Origin of the sequence: Algoriphagus sp. UBA3586, assembly GCF_002376385.1 — a bacterium.
GTDB lineage: Bacteria > Bacteroidota > Bacteroidia > Cytophagales > Cyclobacteriaceae > Algoriphagus > Algoriphagus ornithinivorans.
This window is the reverse complement of the sequence record NZ_DFMT01000049.1, coordinates 116499-134092: the sequence shown is the minus strand read 5'-3', so window position 1 is coordinate 134092 and position 17594 is coordinate 116499. Positions and strand designations below refer to the sequence as shown.

Annotated in this window: 14 protein-coding genes; 6 read left to right on the top strand and 8 right to left on the bottom strand. The window is 40.7% G+C overall.

All coding sequences use genetic code 11. From position 1 onward, the window contains the following. Complete coding sequence (locus tag B2906_RS18040; protein WP_144605930.1) at nt 1–2583, bottom strand: SLBB domain-containing protein; 2583 nt, start codon at nt 2581–2583, stop codon at nt 1–3. A 117-nt stretch (nt 2584–2700) separates the two neighbouring features. Next, on the bottom strand, nt 2701–3705 hold the full coding sequence (locus tag B2906_RS18035; protein WP_144605931.1) for an SPASM domain-containing protein: 1005 nt from the start codon (nt 3703–3705) through the stop codon (nt 2701–2703). 114 nt (nt 3706–3819) lie between these two features. Here B2906_RS18035 and gldB point away from each other — a divergent pair, with 114 nt between their 5' ends. Beyond that, nucleotides 3820–4824 carry a gliding motility lipoprotein GldB gene (gldB, locus tag B2906_RS18030; RefSeq protein ID WP_144605932.1) on the top strand — a complete coding sequence of 335 codons (1005 nt, stop codon included), beginning with the start codon at nt 3820–3822 and terminating at the stop codon, nt 4822–4824. Here the strand turns inward: gldB and B2906_RS18025 are convergent. Genes B2906_RS18025 through nth form a run of 3 tightly spaced genes read right to left on the bottom strand, consistent with a single transcriptional unit; the run spans nt 4787 to nt 8454 of the window. Further along, entirely contained in the window at nt 4787–6010 is a 1224-nt protein-coding gene (locus B2906_RS18025) for a glycosyltransferase family 4 protein (protein WP_144605933.1), read from the bottom strand. The two genes, gldB and B2906_RS18025, sit on opposite strands and share 38 nt — an antisense overlap. Next, nucleotides 6007–7782, bottom strand: a complete 1776-nt coding sequence (asnB, locus tag B2906_RS18020; protein ID WP_144605934.1) for an asparagine synthase (glutamine-hydrolyzing) — start codon at nt 7780–7782, stop codon at nt 6007–6009. The genes B2906_RS18025 and asnB overlap by 4 nt, the downstream gene beginning before the upstream one ends. Next, nucleotides 7783–8454, bottom strand: coding sequence for an endonuclease III (nth, locus tag B2906_RS18015; protein ID WP_219957371.1), 672 nt, complete (start codon nt 8452–8454; stop codon nt 7783–7785). It lies immediately after the preceding gene. A gap of 112 nt (nt 8455–8566) precedes the next feature. Here nth and B2906_RS18010 point away from each other — a divergent pair, with 112 nt between their 5' ends. From B2906_RS18010 to B2906_RS17995, 4 genes are all read left to right on the top strand, one after another. Further along, on the top strand, nt 8567–9679 hold the full coding sequence (locus B2906_RS18010) for a P1 family peptidase (RefSeq protein ID WP_286942131.1): 1113 nt from the start codon (nt 8567–8569) through the stop codon (nt 9677–9679). A 263-nt stretch (nt 9680–9942) separates the two neighbouring features. Then, entirely contained in the window at nt 9943–11736 is a 1794-nt protein-coding gene (locus B2906_RS18005) for a patatin-like phospholipase family protein (RefSeq protein WP_286942129.1), read from the top strand. Nucleotides 11737–11792: 56 nt separating this feature from the next. Then, entirely contained in the window at nt 11793–13307 is a 1515-nt protein-coding gene (locus tag B2906_RS18000; RefSeq protein ID WP_286942127.1) for an amidase, read from the top strand. Nucleotides 13308–13329: 22 nt separating this feature from the next. Beyond that, nucleotides 13330–13995, top strand: coding sequence for a heme exporter protein CcmB (locus B2906_RS17995; protein WP_091653335.1), 666 nt, complete (start codon nt 13330–13332; stop codon nt 13993–13995). 328 nt (nt 13996–14323) lie between these two features. Here the strand turns inward: B2906_RS17995 and fumC are convergent, their stop codons facing one another. Together fumC and B2906_RS17985 are read right to left on the bottom strand one after the other, a co-directional pair. Then, the gene (gene fumC, locus B2906_RS17990) at nt 14324–15724 is read right to left on the bottom strand and encodes a class II fumarate hydratase (RefSeq protein ID WP_144605939.1); all 1401 of its coding nucleotides are present in this window, start codon (nt 15722–15724) and stop codon (nt 14324–14326) included. A gap of 77 nt (nt 15725–15801) precedes the next feature. After that, on the bottom strand, nt 15802–16287 hold the full coding sequence (locus B2906_RS17985; protein ID WP_091653338.1) for a hypothetical protein: 486 nt from the start codon (nt 16285–16287) through the stop codon (nt 15802–15804). 102 nt (nt 16288–16389) lie between these two features. Between B2906_RS17985 and B2906_RS17980 the strand changes: the two genes are divergently transcribed. Continuing rightward, nucleotides 16390–16809: a DUF2867 domain-containing protein gene (locus B2906_RS17980; RefSeq protein WP_286942121.1), complete on the top strand. Its 420-nt coding sequence runs from the start codon at nt 16390–16392 to the stop codon at nt 16807–16809. A gap of 16 nt (nt 16810–16825) precedes the next feature. Here the strand turns inward: B2906_RS17980 and B2906_RS17975 are convergent, their stop codons facing one another. Further along, nucleotides 16826–17206, bottom strand: a complete 381-nt coding sequence (locus B2906_RS17975; protein ID WP_091653342.1) for a RidA family protein — start codon at nt 17204–17206, stop codon at nt 16826–16828. Nucleotides 17207–17594 lie beyond the last annotated feature (388 nt).

The window sequence follows — 17594 nt, the reverse complement described above, 5'->3', positions numbered from 1 at the left end:
TTAATTCCAGTTGATTTGGGAAAGTACAAGAGCCAAAGTAGCCAAACCGGTAGTGACTCCAACTACATCACCCAATCGTAAAGGTATTTTTGGTCCCTTGGTTGGAACAATCACTTCTGCTCCTGGCTCCACAGGTGGATAACTCCTAATTCCCAAAAATCCTTTGGTTCTTTTCACGGCACCATTCGCATAGACCACATAGGTTTGTTTTCTATTGGCTCTCCTTTCAAATCCCCCAGCTCCGTTGATATAATGTTTCAAGCTTCTTCCGTTTTCATGTCGCAGTGTTGTAGGGTAAACTACATCTCCACGCATTCTCACTGTTTGCAGAAGTTTCGGAACAGATAGTACATCCCCTTCCTCCAAAATCAAATCATCTTCGGATCCCGGATTTTTTAAGATGGTTTCCAAGTCTATCGCTACAGCTTCAGTTTCTCTTATTTTCACATTAAAACCGGGAGTTTCAGCTGCAATTTGATCTAAGGACTCTCGCTTCGTATTGGCAACTGTTGATTGGGCAGCACTATCCCCTTTTGGAAGATTGGAAAAAAGCCTTTGAACCAACTCTTCTTGTGCTTCTGAATTGTTCGGGTCGCGCATGAGTTGCATGCGAAGTTCTTCCAAATTTCTTTGTCTTCGAATTTGCTCCGACTCGGTATTGAAAAACTCTGTTCTTCTGATCAGTGTTGCTCCCTTGGAATAGGCGAATTGATTGAGTCCACCTGCTCTTCGAACTAAATCAGAAATCCGCTCTCCGGAACTCTGAATCGCGAAAATACCGGGAGAATTAACCTGACCCTCTACAGCCACTAACCTTTGCATGGTAAAACTAGCCTTCTTACGAACAATGACTTGGTCATAGGGGATCAGCGTTTGGGAATCAGCTCTATAGGATAAATCTGGATTGACCTGAACAGGTATGATATCTGATAAAGTTCCTAAATCAGTATCCTCTAATCTCCTTGCAATTTCGATATCATTAGGATTGGCGGACTCCTGAAAACCTCCTGCCAAAATCAATAATTCCTCCACGGTCATATCAGAAGAGAATGGATAAACTCCAGGTCTTTTTACCTCACCCAAAACTTGAACATACTGCTCATTTCTAATATCGTAAATACTGGATATACGGACTACATCCTCTCTTTTTAAAGGAATATCAGCGATAGAGCCCGCCAAAACAGCTTTTAGATTCACCTGAATCATTTCAGTACTGAGATCAGGCTTGGTTCTTAAAATGCTAGCTTGCTCGGTGTAGGCATCGCCTCTCAGTCCCTCCGCATTTTTGATCAGTTGGGTTAAGGTCAGCCCATCAGACAGCGCAAAAGTACCTTCCCTAAACACCGCACCTTTGATTTGCACGCGATTAGAATACCTGTCCAGGATTTTTCCTACAGTAATCTCATCTCCCCCTTTGAGAATAAACATCCCAAATTGGTTCTTGTAAACATCTGATACGGAGCGCTGATTTTCTGTAATTCTGGATATTGCTACTCTGTCTTCAAATGCCAAATCAGTGAATCCACCAGCATAGTTTAAGAGGTCTTGGAATGTGTCACCTTTTTTAATTTCAAAGGTCAGCGGTCTTTTTACCTCTCCTTTGATGCTTACTCTGGAAATAAAGGGAGTAACCAAAATCACATCCTGATCGCGTAGCTGCAAGTCTAAATTGGCGGTACCATTAATCAATAAGTCATAAACATCGACCATCGCAATCTGCTTATTGTTTCTGACCACTTTAATTTGGCGCATGGTGCCATTATCATTGGGACCTCCAGCTGCATAAAGCGCATTGAATACAGTTGAAAAAGCACTGAGCGTGAAAGTTCCCGGCAACCTAACTTCTCCTAAAATGTGAACTTTGATAGTCTTTACATTTCCCAAGGTCACCTGTAAAAAGGTTTTTGGGTTCGGACCATTCAAGCTGGGGTAAAATCTACCCACTCTGTTTCTAATAATTCCAGAGGCTTCTTCAATGGATTTTCCTGATACTGAAATTGGGCCAATATTTTCCAGAATTACAAATCCATCAGGATTGACTGTGGCTTCATAATATTGCTCTGACTGTCCATAAATATCTACAAAAATGACATCTCCGGGACCGAGCACATAATTCTGAGGGGTGGCTTGGTTCAGGCTTGGCTCAAAGCTTAGCCTCCTGTTTTTCTGATAAAAAAGATTGCTGCCGAACAACTGACTATTTCCTGATTCTACTTCAGGCTGTACTTCATAAATGCCTTGAGTAATTTCATTCAGATCAATTTGTCTTCTAGGCTCCCTTTTGCTGGCATTTGTACTCCGACTGGCAGTTGCGCTCAGATCTAAGTCCTCAAGTCTTTTTCGTAGTTTTTCGATTTCGGCTCCAGACATTCCCCGCATTTGAGCCATTTGAAGAAATTGAGTCGTACTGAGTCCAGCCTCATTGGCTCTTTTGACAAGCTCTTGTAATTGTTCATCACTAAGTTCATCAACCTTGATACTTGAAATATCCGTGTTTTGCTGAGCAATAAGCGGCTCAGGGTTACTGAGAAGAATGCCTGCCAAAAGGCAGAAAAAGTACCAGAATCTTTTTAATTGAATCATGCGAAAATGCTGTCCCGGGTGAATTTCAAACAAATATGCAATTTAAAAATCCGTGAATTTCTGTTTTTAACCAAAAATAGTTCCAAAAAGCTACCAAAAACAAAGAGATAAGAAGTCTTATTCGGTGCAGTTTTTACAAATCTCAATTTGAGTTCGGTCATTTAGCAACTGTTTTCTAAAAGATTGGTAGTTAGCTGATTTCCAGATTTCCTTGATCGCCTGAGATTGAAAATCGCCCATCACATGGGTCGCGTCTTTATCAAAGCAACAAGGAACTACCTTTCCATCCCAAGTTACTACCGCTCCCTGCCACATTCTCCAGCATTTGTTTTCCACTTTCTTTTTCAATTTCCAGCGACCGTTCCCTGCAGGGATATACCTGGAGTAGCCCAAATCAGATGGAATCAATTCGGAGCCATTTTCAAAATCATAGATTTGTGTGCTTTTTAGCTGGAGCTCATCGACTTCCAGAGCTTTCGCCCACTTTTTTAATTCAGGAATCTGATGTTCATTTTGTCCGGTCACCAAAAACTGAAGTACAATTCGTGGAAAAAGCTTCCCTTGCCTTTTTCTCTCAGAGATTAAATTGTCTAATCCTTCCTGTACTTTTTTTAAGTTTCCTCCAATTCTGTATTGTTGATAGACTTCCTGAGTGATTCCATCCATGGAGACTATCAGTTGCTTCAGGCCACTGGCTAAAATCTGCTTTACTCTTTCCTTATCCAGATAATGCGCATTAGTGGAAGTGGAGGTGAAAACTCCCTCTTTATTTGCAAAACTGACCATTTCTAAAAAGCGTGGATTTAGAAATGGCTCTCCCTGAAAGTAGAGATGTAGCCAGGTCAAATGTTTTTTGGATTGTAGAATTACTTTTTCAAAAAGCCCATTTTCGAGCATTCCTGTAGGTCGGCTGAAAGACCTTAAGCCCGAAGGACATTCCGGGCAACGTAAGTTACAGCTAGTAGTAGGTTCAATACTTAATGTAGTCGGCTGACCCCAGATAATGGGTTTTTTCAGGATTCGGCTCAGTTGAAAAGAAAGGCCCAACATAGCAATATTGCTCACCTTTCTGAAGGAAAGCTGTTTGGAAAATGCAAAAGCGGTTAGGAGCTGATTTTTCACTTCAGAAAGAAAAGCAATCCTTAAGGAAAGGCCAAGTATGCATACTCAAAAGGGAAGGAATTCGTTTCCATTCATTATCATTGCAAGGATATTTTCGAATCAAAAGTGAATCACATGAAGGCTTCAAGGTTAATTCTTATTAGCAGTTTAATTCTATTGATATTTTCCTGCGGCAAAAAAGAAGAAACATGTCAGCTTGATGAAGATATTCTAGATCAAGAGCTGGAGCTTACTATTACCCGGCTGGAGCAGGAATTTTTTTCAGCAAAAACCCAAGAGGATTTCTCCTTCTTGTTGGAAAAACATCCAGAGTTTACCCAAATTTATTTACAGGCGGACTTATATCCCTCTTTGGATACATTGGCTTCCGAACTTTTAGCTATACATCAGGACTCAGCCATGCAGGTGCTGAATGACTCCGTGCAACAGGTTTTCACAGATTTTTCTGATGTGGAAAAGCAGCTGGAAAATGCATTTAAATACATCAAACACTACTTCCCAGAATTTAAAATACCCAAGGTTTACACATTTGTTTCGGGCTTTAACTCAGACTTGGTGGTGACTGAGGACATCATTGTCATTGGTTTGGATTATTACCTTCCTCCCAGCCACACATTTCAGCCAGAACTTGCACGCTATATGGCAGAACGATATGACAGGCCTTATATCGTACCGATGATTGTCACAGCAATTTCCTCCAGATTTAATCAAACAAACCCTCAGGATAAGACGCTTTTGGCAGAGATGATTTATTATGGAAAAGCTTACCATTTTACTAAAGCAATTTTGCCATGCACTTCTGACCAGTTTATCATTGGGTATACTCCTGAGCAGATTTCTGAGTCCTTTGCCAATGAGGAATTTATCTGGGCTCACTTTGTGGAAAATGAGCTGCTTTATGAAACCAACCCATTTGAAATCAGAAAATATATGGGAGAGGCTCCATTCACAGATGCCATCAGCACCAAAGCTCCGGGAAGATTAGGAAGATGGTTGGGATGGAATATTGTGGACGATTATGTATTCAACCAGGACGTGAGCCTATACCAATTGATGGGTAATCCGGATGCGGAGCAAATTTTCAGGCAGTCAGGATATAGACCTCGTCCCCCTGCTTAGGAGGGTTTTTTCCTGGATCTAATAGATGAGCAAGCCTCTCTACAGCATGCTCTTTGGTGAAATAGTTTTCTGCCAGAAGACGGCTATTTTCCTGGTAACTTTTCAGGGTTTGGGGGTGTTGTTCGAGTATTTCCAGTTGCTCAAAACATCTAGCCATTTTCCCTGGCAAGCAAGAAATCCCGAGCTGATGCTTTTTGACCAATTGATATACCCAGCCTTTGTGATTGACAATTATACCCTTGCCAGCTCCTAAGGCATCAAAGAACTTATTGGGACTATTTGTCTTTAATACAGGTAAGTGAGCAAATGAAATCCAGGCCAAGTCGGCTATTCCCAATAATTCGTTGACTTGTTCTTTTGAACCAAAGGGAAAGAAATGGACTTGTTTTAAACTCAATTTTTCAACGCTCTTTTCCAACGTTTGCTTTTCGCTACCATCTCCCATGATTAAAAATTGCCAGGTCTTACCCTGTTGCTGAGCGATTTTAGCCAAATCCACCAATTCGTCAACCGCATTAACTTTTCCCAAGGCTCCCGCATAGGCTATAGTCAAAGATGGATTTAATCCATGCTTCTGAAGTAGGTCTTGGTTTTTCTCCTGAGGAAAAAATTGCTTTAAGTCTGCGAAATTTGGTATGATCTGAACGTCAAACTGTGGATTGATTTGTCTGATGTAGGCAGCGATTCCGGGTGAAAGGGCTACTATTTTTAATGCATTTCGATAAATTTTGGCTTCAAGCCGAAAAAGGTACTTTTTAAGTAATCTATTTTGGATAGCCCCAACCTGAACAGGTGCTTCCGGCCAGAGATCACGAACTTCAAAAATATAGGGGATTGCTAATTTCTTCTTTGCCCAAAGCCCAATCCAACCCGTGGTCAAAGGAGTGGAAGTAATATAAAGTAAGTCTGGACGATTTAGCTTTGGAATTAGCTTTTTACATTGCTTTACAAAAATCCAGAATGCCTTGATCCTCTGAAAAAAGCCAAACTTTTGATCATAGGAAACCGGTAAATAATGGACCTTGATTCCTTCTATCCATTTTTGATCATAGTGCTGCTGATTCCCACCAGTAATAAGTTCAACTTCAAATCCTTTTTCTACCAAGCCCTTTGCCAAATGAAATGACCTAACTGCACCACCTTCTTCGGGCGTTCTGAAATACTGGTGGATGTAAAGGATTTTCATAGCTTTTGAATTTTCAGCCATTCAGCTAGTAAAAATAAGTTGTACAAAGTCAAAAAATGACTTTTGACATGGTTCTCTGGCTTTTCCAAAAGTTCATTGGTAACCTTTGGAAGTATATCCTGATAATCTTTTTTAAAAGTCGCTAGTTCCTGAAAGATCCTTTCCCGGAATTCTCCCTTCTCTGAAAACCATTCCAATAAAGGTAATCCAAATCCGGTTTTTTTACGATTGCCCACCCAACTTAATCCTCGATCCTTGAGAATTTGCCTCAACCATTTTTTCCCCAATAAAAGCTCATCAGATTTAATTTCTTTCCAAAATTGAATAACCCCTTCATCCAAGTAAGGCGACCTTCCCTCGATTCCATGCGCCATTAAGGCACTATCCTGAATTTTTAAGACATCCTGAACCAGATAAACTCTTCGATCGAAATCCAACATTTGCTTGTAAGATGATAATCGCTCATCAAAAATTCTTTCATGATCTGAAAAGAGGTCTTCTTGAAGACTTTCCAGTGCGGAAAAATTCATGAACGTTCTCTTAGGGTTTTCCTCTATACCTGTCAGAAACTTTTCCCAATTTCGGTTCAAAGGTAGTTTGAGAAGAAGTGGCTTTAGACGCAGGAGCCAATCCTTTCTTCTCCAATAGAAATCAAAAGCCTGATGCCGCTGATATCCTCCCCAGAGTTCGTCCGCACCTGCTCCGGACGCCAGTACTTTGACGTGTTTTTTAGCCTCCTTACCAATTAGCCAAGTTAAAAAGCTGGCCGAATCCCCAATAGGTAAATCCAAAGTCCTGAGATATTCCTCCCAGTTTTCCCAAAATATGGTTTGATCTACCTGGATCAAATGATTTTCCGAAGGAAGAGTTTTTCCAAGTTTTTTGACCGCCTCAGCATCTCCATATTTGTTAGAATACGCAGCTTCATGAGCGATGGTGAAAGTATGCAAAGGAACTCCTGTTTCCTGATACCAAAGCGAATAAAGCGAGGTGCTATCTATTCCTCCACTGAGTAGCATCCCCACAGGCACATCAGCATGAAATTGCTTTAAAACGGCGTCTAATAGCAGTTCTTGAAGACGATTTTTCGAGACTTCTTGTTGTGCTGATGGAAGAGAGGGAATATTATCCCAGCGAAAAGCGGAATGCTGTCGAATTAAACTGAATCTGGAGGGTTTCCATTCTTTGACACCCTTGAAAAATGTCTTTCCCTGAAGGGGAGTTCTCATGTAATAATAATATTCCAACTGACTTTTATCCAGCTTGCTCTTCGCGAGTTTGCCTACTCCTCTGCTTTCTGAGGAAATGATTAAGCGATCTTGATTTTGATGATAATAGAGCGGTTTTTCACCATTTTTATCTCTTGCCACCAAGACTGTTTGGTTGCTTAAATCCACAAAAATCAAGGCAAACATGCCCTGTAATTTTTCAAGACCTTTTGCACCAAAAATTCTCAGCCAATGAGTCAAAACTTCAGTGTCTGAATGGGTAACAAACTCTACTCCCATTTTTTGAAGTAAATTTCTCAGATCCTGATAGTTGTAGATTTCTCCATTCCAGATAAGCATCGACCTCCCATCTGGTGCCCAAAAAGGTTGATCAGCATCAGGTCCGGGATGTAAAATTTTGAGTCGATTAACACCAAGCCAAAGCCCCGGCCAAGGGCTAAAAGAGGCTTCCTGATCGGGACCTCTGTGCCTACTTTCGTTTAGAAGTCCCTGAATCGATTCTTCTTTGGCTCCTTTACCCCAAATCAGATGAATGCCACACATTTATTTTTTCTTTGGTTCGGCGGTTAATTTTCCTTGGTTTTTTTCAAAATACCTGCAAAAATGAGTGATGCTACACTCTTCGCATTTGGGTCTTCTGGCCAAACAGGTATATCTGCCATGTAGAATCAACCAATGATGAGCCTTGTGAACATGTTCTTTCGGAATATGGCGGATCAAATGTTTTTCTACCTCTAGAGGTGTTTTTGCAGTTTGAGGAACCAGGCCGAGTCTTCTTGATACGCGAAACACGTGCGTATCTACGGCCATGTTGGGTTGATTCCAAACTACTGAGGTAATCACATTTGCGGTTTTCCTTCCCACTCCTGGAAGCTTGGTGAGTTCTGCTACAGTTTCAGGCACTTTTCCGCCAAATTCTTCCATTAGCATTTTACCCAAACCCAACAGGTGCTTGGTTTTATTATTGGGATAAGAAACGGATTTGATATAAGGGAAAAGCTCATCAAAATGGGATGCAGCCAAATGAGCGGGAGTAGGAAAATCCCGAAATAAGGCCGGAGTGACCATATTGATACGCTTGTCAGTACATTGAGCGGATAGTACTACTGCCACCAAAAGCTGAAATGGATCCTCGTATTGAAGCTCCGTTTCTGCTACGGGCATGTTTTCCGAAAAGTAATTGATAAAGGCTTCGTATCGCTCTTTTTTTAGCATGGAAATCTAAACTTGTATGGAGGGCTTAAGATAGGTAATATTGGAAGAACTTCTCCAGCGCAACTGGATTGGAAAACTAAATTACATTTTCCTTTTAATATTCTTCAAAGGCATGAAAAGTCTACTTATCCCGGCCCTATTTTGTTTATTTATCAATATGGAAATTTCTGCCCAAAGCCGCCCTAGAGAATTAGGCATTCAGTTTGGATTGCTCCCAACTGGACCCTTGAATGCAATTACGGATGTAAAAGGAGTGAAAGTAGGGCATCTTACTAAAATAGAAGGAACGTCTATTCGAACCGGAATTACGGCAATACTAGCTCACGATGGAAATCTCTTTCAGGAAAAGGTGCCCGCAGCGATTTTTGTTGGAAATGGATTCGGAAAGCTAGCAGGAGTGACTCAAGTGCAGGAACTGGGAAACCTAGAAAGCCCAATAATTTTAACCAATACACTCAGCGTGGCTGCTGGTATTGAAGGAGTGGTGCGCTATTCTTTAGGTCAGCCGGGAAATGAAAATGTTCAATCTGTCAATGCAGTGGTAGGTGAAACCAATGACGGTTTTCTGAATGATATCCGGGGAATGCATATCAGTCACGATGAGGTAATACAAACAATTCAGGCTGCAAAAGTAGGGCAAGTTGCGGAAGGAAATGTTGGAGCCGGAACTGGAACGGTTTGCTTTGGCTGGAAAGGAGGAATCGGAACATCTTCCAGAAAATTACCAGAAAGCTTGGGTGGATACACGGTCGGAGTATTGGTTCAAACAAACTTTGGAGGAAACCTACAAATAGCAGGAGTTCCGGTAGGCGAAAAATTGGGAAAATACCCATTTAAAGATGCCTTGGAAAAAGCAGATGGAAGCTGCATGATTGTAGTGGCAACGGATGCACCCGTCTTAGAAAGAAATTTGGAAAGAATGGCTCAGCGTGCCATGATGGGTCTAGCAAAAACAGGAGGAATTGCTTCTAATGGCTCCGGGGATTATGTGATTGCCTTTTCCACAAATGAAGGTCTTAGAATCCCTTATAACTCTGAAAAAAAACTGAAGACAGAATTTTTAGCAAATGAGGAAATGAGTCCACTTTTTATGGCCGTAATTGAGGCTACAGAAGAAGCAATAATCAATTCACTTTTTGCTGCAGAAACGATGATGGGCAAGGATGGCAGAACTGTGGAAGCCTTGCCAAAGGAAAAAGTTTTGGAGATTATTAACTCTAATTGAAAAAAGGGTTGGCTTAAAGATGACTTTTTTTGATTAGAATTTTCATCAAAGGAATTTCTACGCCAGAGCTCAATTTACCTTTCAACTACAAATTTCTAAAATTATTTCGGCTCTCATTTTTTTATCAGATAATTTTATCGAGATTAGTTGAGATAACTGATTTTGAGAGTGATAAGTCAACATTTGAAGTTTATTTTTCGGGATTTCTATCAATTTTTCCCAGAAGATAGGCTGATGAATAATTCAAAACCCAAATAACTCCGATGAAAGATTTTAATACGCATTATCATCATCTTTTTCACAAGCTTTTTGGAGGGATGAGCGATGAAATGCTGGATCAAATTTTTAAAATAGGTACTAAAAAAGAACTCAATACCGGTGAATATCTTTTCCATCAGGGGGCTAAAGAAAACATCCTATATATAGTACTTTCTGGTAGGCTGAGAGCGATTAAAGAAGATATCAGTGGAACCTTAATTTTGGGAGATATTGGAGAAGGAGAGCCGGTTGGAGAGTTTGCCTTATTTACCGGTGAGCCTAGAATGGCCTCAGTATTAGCGATTAGAAAATCAGTGGTTTTGGAATTTAATCAGGAAGAATACCTGACTTTGGTAGCCAAAAACCCATCCTTAGCGAATTCCTTGACAGGCTTTGTAATCAACAGACTTAGAAGAAACACCTTTCAGAAAAACCAGTCAACCCCTCCAAAAAATATAGCCCTAATCAACTTACAAGCTGATCATGATTTAAGTCCTTGGACAGCAGATATGGAAACCTTTTTTAGGGAAAATCAAATTCCGGTTCAGGTGTTTGATTATGATTCTCAGGCAGAGCATGCTGATCAGACATTCTTCGATTCACTGGAGCAGTATGAGGGAATCAACATTTTGTTCTGTAGTGAAACTCACCCTGAATGGTCTCACCAATGCATGGTCTATGCGGACTTGGTAATTTTGGCCACTGATTTCAAGGCAGATCCTCAAATCTATCCTATAGAAAAGGAGCTAGAACTCTATTCACAAAGTATCCTCAATAAAAAGATATATCTATTGATGTTGCATCCTCAAGATGCACCAATGCCAGAATCTACTTCCAATTGGCTAGAAAATAGGGATATCAATCTGCATATCCATGTGAGTCAAGGGAATGGAAGAGATATCCGCAGGTTCTGTAGAATTATTACCAATACCGCTGTAGGCTTGGTCTTGGGCGGAGGAGGAGCCAAGGGATATGCCCACCTTGGGGTAGTTAAGGCATTGCAGGAAAGAGGGATAGAAATAGACTTCCTGGGTGGTACTAGTGCAGGCGCGATATACGGTATTACCATGAGCTATGCTGATTTTGATTTTGATAAAATTGAAGAAATCACTCAGGTGGCTGTAAAATCCAAACTGACTTCCAATGATATGGCTTTGCCTATGATTTCCTTTTTAAGTGGAAAAAAAATCCAGCGCTTCGCAAAAACTCTTTTCAAAAATTATGATATGGAGGACATATGGATTAATTCCTACTGTGTGTCTACCAATTTTTCCAGAGCTACAACCAAGATCCACGAAAGAGGACTACTCTGGAAGCAAATCATGGCCAGTATCGCGATTCCAGGAGTTTTTCCTCCTGTGGTAATTGATCAATATTTACATGTGGACGGGGCGGTAATGGATAATTTGCCGATAGAGCCCATGTATAAATATCCGGTATCCAAAATTATTGCCGTTTCCTTGTCAGGCTTGCCAGACAGAAAAGTGGATTATGAGGATTCCCCGAATGGTTGGGCCGTTTTCATGGACAGGTTTAGAAAAAAGAAACGCTTTAAAATTCCCGGAATAGGTTCATTGATTATCAATTCACTTACGCTGAATTCCTTGCAAAAACAGGAAGTAACCAAGTCCAAAGTTTCCCATTATTTCGAATTGAATCTGAAAGGAATTGGCTTTATGGATGATAGAAAGTGGAAGCAAATTCTCCAAAAAGGATATGATCAGACCAATGAGTATTTGGAAAGTTTGCCGAAGGAAGAGCGGTTTTGGGATAAAAACAAAGAAGAGGAATTCGTATAAGGAAACTTTGAAATAAGAGAATAAATAAATCTCAAAATAAAATTCTAAATTCCCTGATGAAGCATTTCATCTGTATCATTGGAGTTTTAGGTCTTTTCTTTTCATGTAATACAAAGAAAGACATCTCTTTAGAAGAGTTGACGATTTCCCAAATCCATGAGGCCTATAAAAACGGAGACTATACAGCAGAGGATCTGGTCAGAGCCTACATCTATCGCATAGAGGAAAACGATTCTGCGATCAATTCCATTTCTGAGATCAATCCCGTGGCAATTGGAAGAGCAAGAGCCTTGGACGCAGAATTTGCAGCCACAGGAAATTTGCGCCCTTTGCATGGAATTCCAGTAATTGTCAAGGACAACATCAACACCATTGGTCTGCCAACTAGCGCTGGTGCCTTGGCCTTGAAGGACTTTTATCCTGAAACGGATGCTTTTATCATTCAAAAACTGGAAGAGGCGGGAGCTATCGTATTGGCTAAATCCAATATGGCAGAGTGGGCTTTTAGCCCTATGCATTCTGAAAGTTCCACTAAAGGCATCACTAGAAATCCCTACAATTTAGATCATGTACCTGCAGGATCAAGTGGTGGAACAGGTGCAGCAGTTGCTGCGAATTTTGGAACCTTGGGGATTGGTACAGATACAGGAAACTCCATCCGGGGTCCTTCTTCTCATAATGCTCTGGTAGGTTTTCGAACTAGCTTAGGGTTAATTAGCAGGGAAGGGATTGTCCCGCTTTATTTAAGAAATGATGTAGTGGGCCCCATGTGTCGCACAGTTGAAGACGCCACTCGCATGCTGGATATAATGGCTGGAAAAGATCCCAAAGACCCAATTACCAGTTTTTCAGAAGGGAAAATCCCTGATTCTTATATGGCCTTTTTGGATAAGAATGGCCTTCAAGGAGCTAGAATCGGCGTTTTTAGGACCTTAAGTGAAAATAATGTACATCCTGAAATTTCGGCCCTTTTCAATAAGGCATTGGAAAATATGGCTGACTTGGGAGCTGTGATTGTAGATTCGGTAGAGGTAGAAAATTTTCAAGAGCTAAGACAAAATCAGTGGTGCGCAGATTTTCGAAAAGATCTGGAAGCATTTTTAGCTGAATATGTCAAACGCGATACCTTGTCGAGCTTGGAGGATGTAGTAAGAATTGGCACCAAGTCTGATTTTGCAAAAACCAGACTAGAGATGTTTGTTACCAATTTTGGAAGAGGGCAAAACCCAGAGATCCCTTGCGGAGATGCTTTCACTGACCTCCGGAGGGTAGCTTTTCGGGAGGCAATTGAAAAAACCATGGATTCTTTGAATCTTGATGTATTGGTTTATCCAAGCTGGAATCAACCTGCTGCTACTATCGTTAATTTTCAGGAAGAATATAAGGGAGACAATTCTCAAATCATTGCCCCGCATACCGGGCAGCCTGCCTTTACTGTACCTATGGGCTTTGTGTCCGGGAACTTACCAGCTGGCATTCAGTTTTTGGGAAGGGTATTTGATGAAAAAACCTTGGTGAAGCTGACCTATGCTTATGAGCAAGGAACCAAACATAGAAAGGCGCCGAATTAAGTTCTATTCCTATCTTTGAGGCATGTTGAAGGAAATCGGCATTTTGATTCAAAAAGAAATCACCTTGGAATGGAGGCAAAAATATGCCCTCAACGGAATACTGTTGTATGTGATTTCAGCTGTTTTTATTACCTACTTAAGTGTAGGAGCTAAGATGGGCAACCTATCTGTACCTACTTGGAATGCATTGTACTGGATCATTATTCTTTTTTCTGCCGTTAATGCAGTTGCGAAAAGTTTTGTACAAGAGCATCAGGGAAGGCAATTATACTACTACATGATTGCATCGCCTGAAGCGATCATCCTTTCCAAAATTATTTATAACACCGGCCTAACACTGATCTTGGCCTTGCTGGGTTATGGAGTATTTTCAGTGATCTTGGGTAACCCTGTGCAGGATCAGGGCTTATTCTTATTGAATTTAGTGTTGGGAGCCATGGGCTTTTCCGCAAGTTTGACAATGGTCTCCGGTATAGCTTCCAAAGCCGGAAATAATGCCACTTTGATGGCAATTTTGAGTTTTCCTGTAATCATCCCCATATTGCTAATGGCTATCAGAATTTCCAAAAACGCCTTGGATGGATTGGATTGGTCTGTTAGCGTAGATAAGCTTTTGAGCCTTTTTGCAATCAATGCCATAGTGGCGGCAGCAGGCTATATTTTATTTCCTTATTTGTGGAAAAGCTAAGAAAATCAGAAGGCTAAAATGAGAAAGCTGAAAGAGCTCACCCCCCCGAGTTTAGGGCTTCCTTTCTTATTGAAATTGGCTTGATTTAAAAAATAATCTGATTATCCGCAATCATGCCAGTTGCCTTATTTTCCTTGCTTGACTGGTTGGAAGACCGATGACCGAAGACCGAAGCTTCCGGATTCTGATCCTTTCAGCCGACAATAAGCCATTTTTTTGTCAATACTGGTAAAAAAGCGGATATCCAAAAAATAAAAAAAGCCTCCCCATCGCTGGAGAGGTTTTAAAATATTGGGCCTTTTCAGAATTCAAACTTCTAAATTCATATTTATTTTAGGCTTCCTATCATGTCCTCAGGCTTCACCCACTCGTCAAACTGTTCGGAAGTAAGAAGTCCCAAAGCTATGGCCGCTTCACGTAAGCTGGTTCCTTCTTTATGTGCTTTTTTAGCAATAGCTGCTGCATTTTCATAGCCAATATGTGTATTCAATGCGGTTACCAGCATCAGAGAGTTTTCCAAATGACGCTGAATCATTGGGGTATTTGGTTCAATTCCAACCGCGCAATTATCATTGAAGGAAACACAGGCATCTCCGATCAATCTTGCAGACTGAAGGAAGTTGGCGGCGATCATTGGCTTGAATACGTTTAGCTCGAAGTGTCCATTGGAACCTCCAATTGATATAGCCACGTCATTGCCCATCACTTGGGCGGCTACCATTGTCATGGCTTCCACTTGAGTTGGGTTGACTTTTCCCGGCATAATAGAAGATCCCGGCTCGTTTTCAGGGATCAAGATCTCTCCGATTCCGGATCTTGGTCCTGAAGATAGCATTCGGATATCATTGGCAATTTTCATTAGGGAAACGGCCAATTGTTTCAAGGCTCCGTGAGCTTCCACCATTCCGTCATGCGCTGCCAATGCTTCAAATTTATTTGGAGCCGTCACAAAAGGTTGACCCGCGAATTCAGCAATTTTCTTTGCTACTAATTCTGAATATCCTTTTGGAGTATTTAAGCCTGTTCCAACAGCTGTTCCGCCTAATGCCAATTCAGATAAATGGCTTAAGGTATTTTTCAATGCTCTTAATCCATGATCCAGCTGAGCCACATATCCGCTAAACTCCTGTCCCAATGTTAGTGGAGTTGCATCCATGAAGTGAGTTCTACCAATTTTCACTACATCTTTGAAAGCTTTTGCTTTTGCGTCCAGGGTATCTCTCAACTTTTGCACACCAGGAATAGTAGTTTCAACCACCATTTTATATGCAGCGATGTGCATGGCGGTTGGGTAAGTGTCGTTAGAAGACTGGGACTTGTTGACGTCGTCGTTAGGATGGATTTTTTTCTTTTCATCTTCCAAAGAACCGCCCATCAGTACATGTGCTCTGTAGGCGATAACCTCATTGGAATTCATGTTGGACTGAGTACCGGAACCAGTCTGCCAAACCACTAAAGGAAATTGATCATCCAGTTTACCGGCAAGAATTTCATCACAAACTTTAGAAATCACATCGGCTTTTTCTTGGGAAAGAACGCCTAATTCTGCATTCGTTTGAGCAGCTGCTTTTTTCAAAATGGCAAATGCCTGAATAATTTCAATTGGCATTCGGTTTTTCTCTCCGCCGATTTTGAAATTATTAATTGAACGTTGGGTTTGTGCACCCCAGTATTTGTCCGCAGGAACCTCAACAGGCCCCATGGTGTCTTTTTCTATTCGAATGCTCATGGTATTGGATTTATCGAGTTCTTATATCAGGCCGCTAAAATAATTCTAAAAGCCCTTTTTCCCTAGGTAAGAAGGATTTAATCCTTGATTTGTAAGTTGATCAACTGATGAAATTCCTTTCGCGAGATCTTAACCTGACGATGAAAGAAAAAAAGTGCCAAGGCATAATTCAGAATTGCCATAACCAAGCAAATGCTTCCATTGATAATATTTTGAGCTAATCCGAAGAAAAAGGCTGAAAAAGCCAAAAGGATAATGCTCCAGAAAACCACAAAAAAGAGGGCTCCTGGAAAAAGCTTGTATTCCAAAAATAAGATAGAACCTCTGGCAGTATCCTCCACTTCCCCCAGAATCAAAGGAAGGAAAGTATTGCTTCGATTGATGACTCTGGAAATTCGGAAACTATTTTTCCCCACTATCCCATTAAATGCCACATTTTTGGAACTTTCAGTTCTTTTATCTAAAAAATTGACCTCCAATGTTTTTTTGGAAATATGTTCCATGACCTCTTCCTTAGAAAGTGCGCTGACTAAAGTTTCGCTTTGAAAGGGAATGAAGTTCATGCTTAATTAACTAAATGTAGTCGATTGGGTTATCACTTTGTGAAAAAGTCTCTAATCAAAATTAAGATCTTTCAGCCCAATCCTCAGGAAATTATCGAAAAAATGTATTTTCCTATTGAGGTTAATAAAGGCGCTGTTGTAGAAAAAGTTTGGAGAATCGGAGGGGATAATGGCTGGTATTTTGGAACCAAATTATGGAAAATCAGGGGGCTTCTAGATCAATTGACAGGAGGAATAGGATTTAGAAAAGGGAGAATATCGGCCACTGTATTGAAAAAAGGGGATCCAATTGACTTTTGGAAAGTTTGTCAGGCAGATAAAAGAGAGGGAATTTTAGAATTGGAGGCAGAAATGAATTTGCCGGGCAAAGTTTTTTTGGAGTGGAAGATAGGCCCAGATGAGCTCATCCAAACTGTGCGTTTTTATCCTGAGGGAAAATGGGGGCGCTATTATTGGAAAATAGTGAAGCCTGTTCACCGCTGGATTTTCCTAAATATGGGAAAGGAAATTGCCAAAGGGTAAACAGGCTTTACAAATTTTATTTCACCGCAACGCAAGAAATCTCAACATTCACATGTTTAGGCAATCGACTTACCTCCACTGTTTCTCTCGCTGGAGGGTTGTTTTTGAAATATTGACCATAGGCTTCGTTGATGACACCAAATTGATCCATGTTTTGAATAAATATCGTGCACTTGACCACATCTGAAAAACTGAATTTAGCAGCTCTTAATACCGCTTCCAGATTTTTCATTACTGCATGTGTTTCTTCTGTAATATTCTCATTGATCAACTCGCCGGTTTCTGCATCCAGTGCTATTTGACCAGAAACATATAAGGTATTTCCAGCTAGAACTGCTTGAGAATATGGACCGATTGGAGCTGGAGCTTCTTTGGTAAAAATGATCGTGTTAGGCATGGGGATTTGGGTTTTTGGAGAAGTACAAAGGTAAGGTTTGTGGAGGAATTTACGATTTTTGAGTTACGAATTACGAGGGGAATAGGGACTTTTAAGGCTTTTTTAGCAATTGATGGCTTTTTAACTCTAATCGCAAAGGAGCCGAGTAGGCAAAGAAAATCACAAAGATAACTCATATTCCCTTTTGATTTTTTTCCAGGATGATTTGGATTTAATAGTATAATTTGAGTACAAGATTTTCATTTGAAAGGTGAAAACTTGGTTGGAAAATAACTCACTAACCAATAACTACTCCAGATCTAGGATATTTTTCTACCACATAGAGATGATAGAAAACATAGTTTTTAACTCTTTGCGACTTCTTTTCTTTGCGGGAGATAAAATCGCC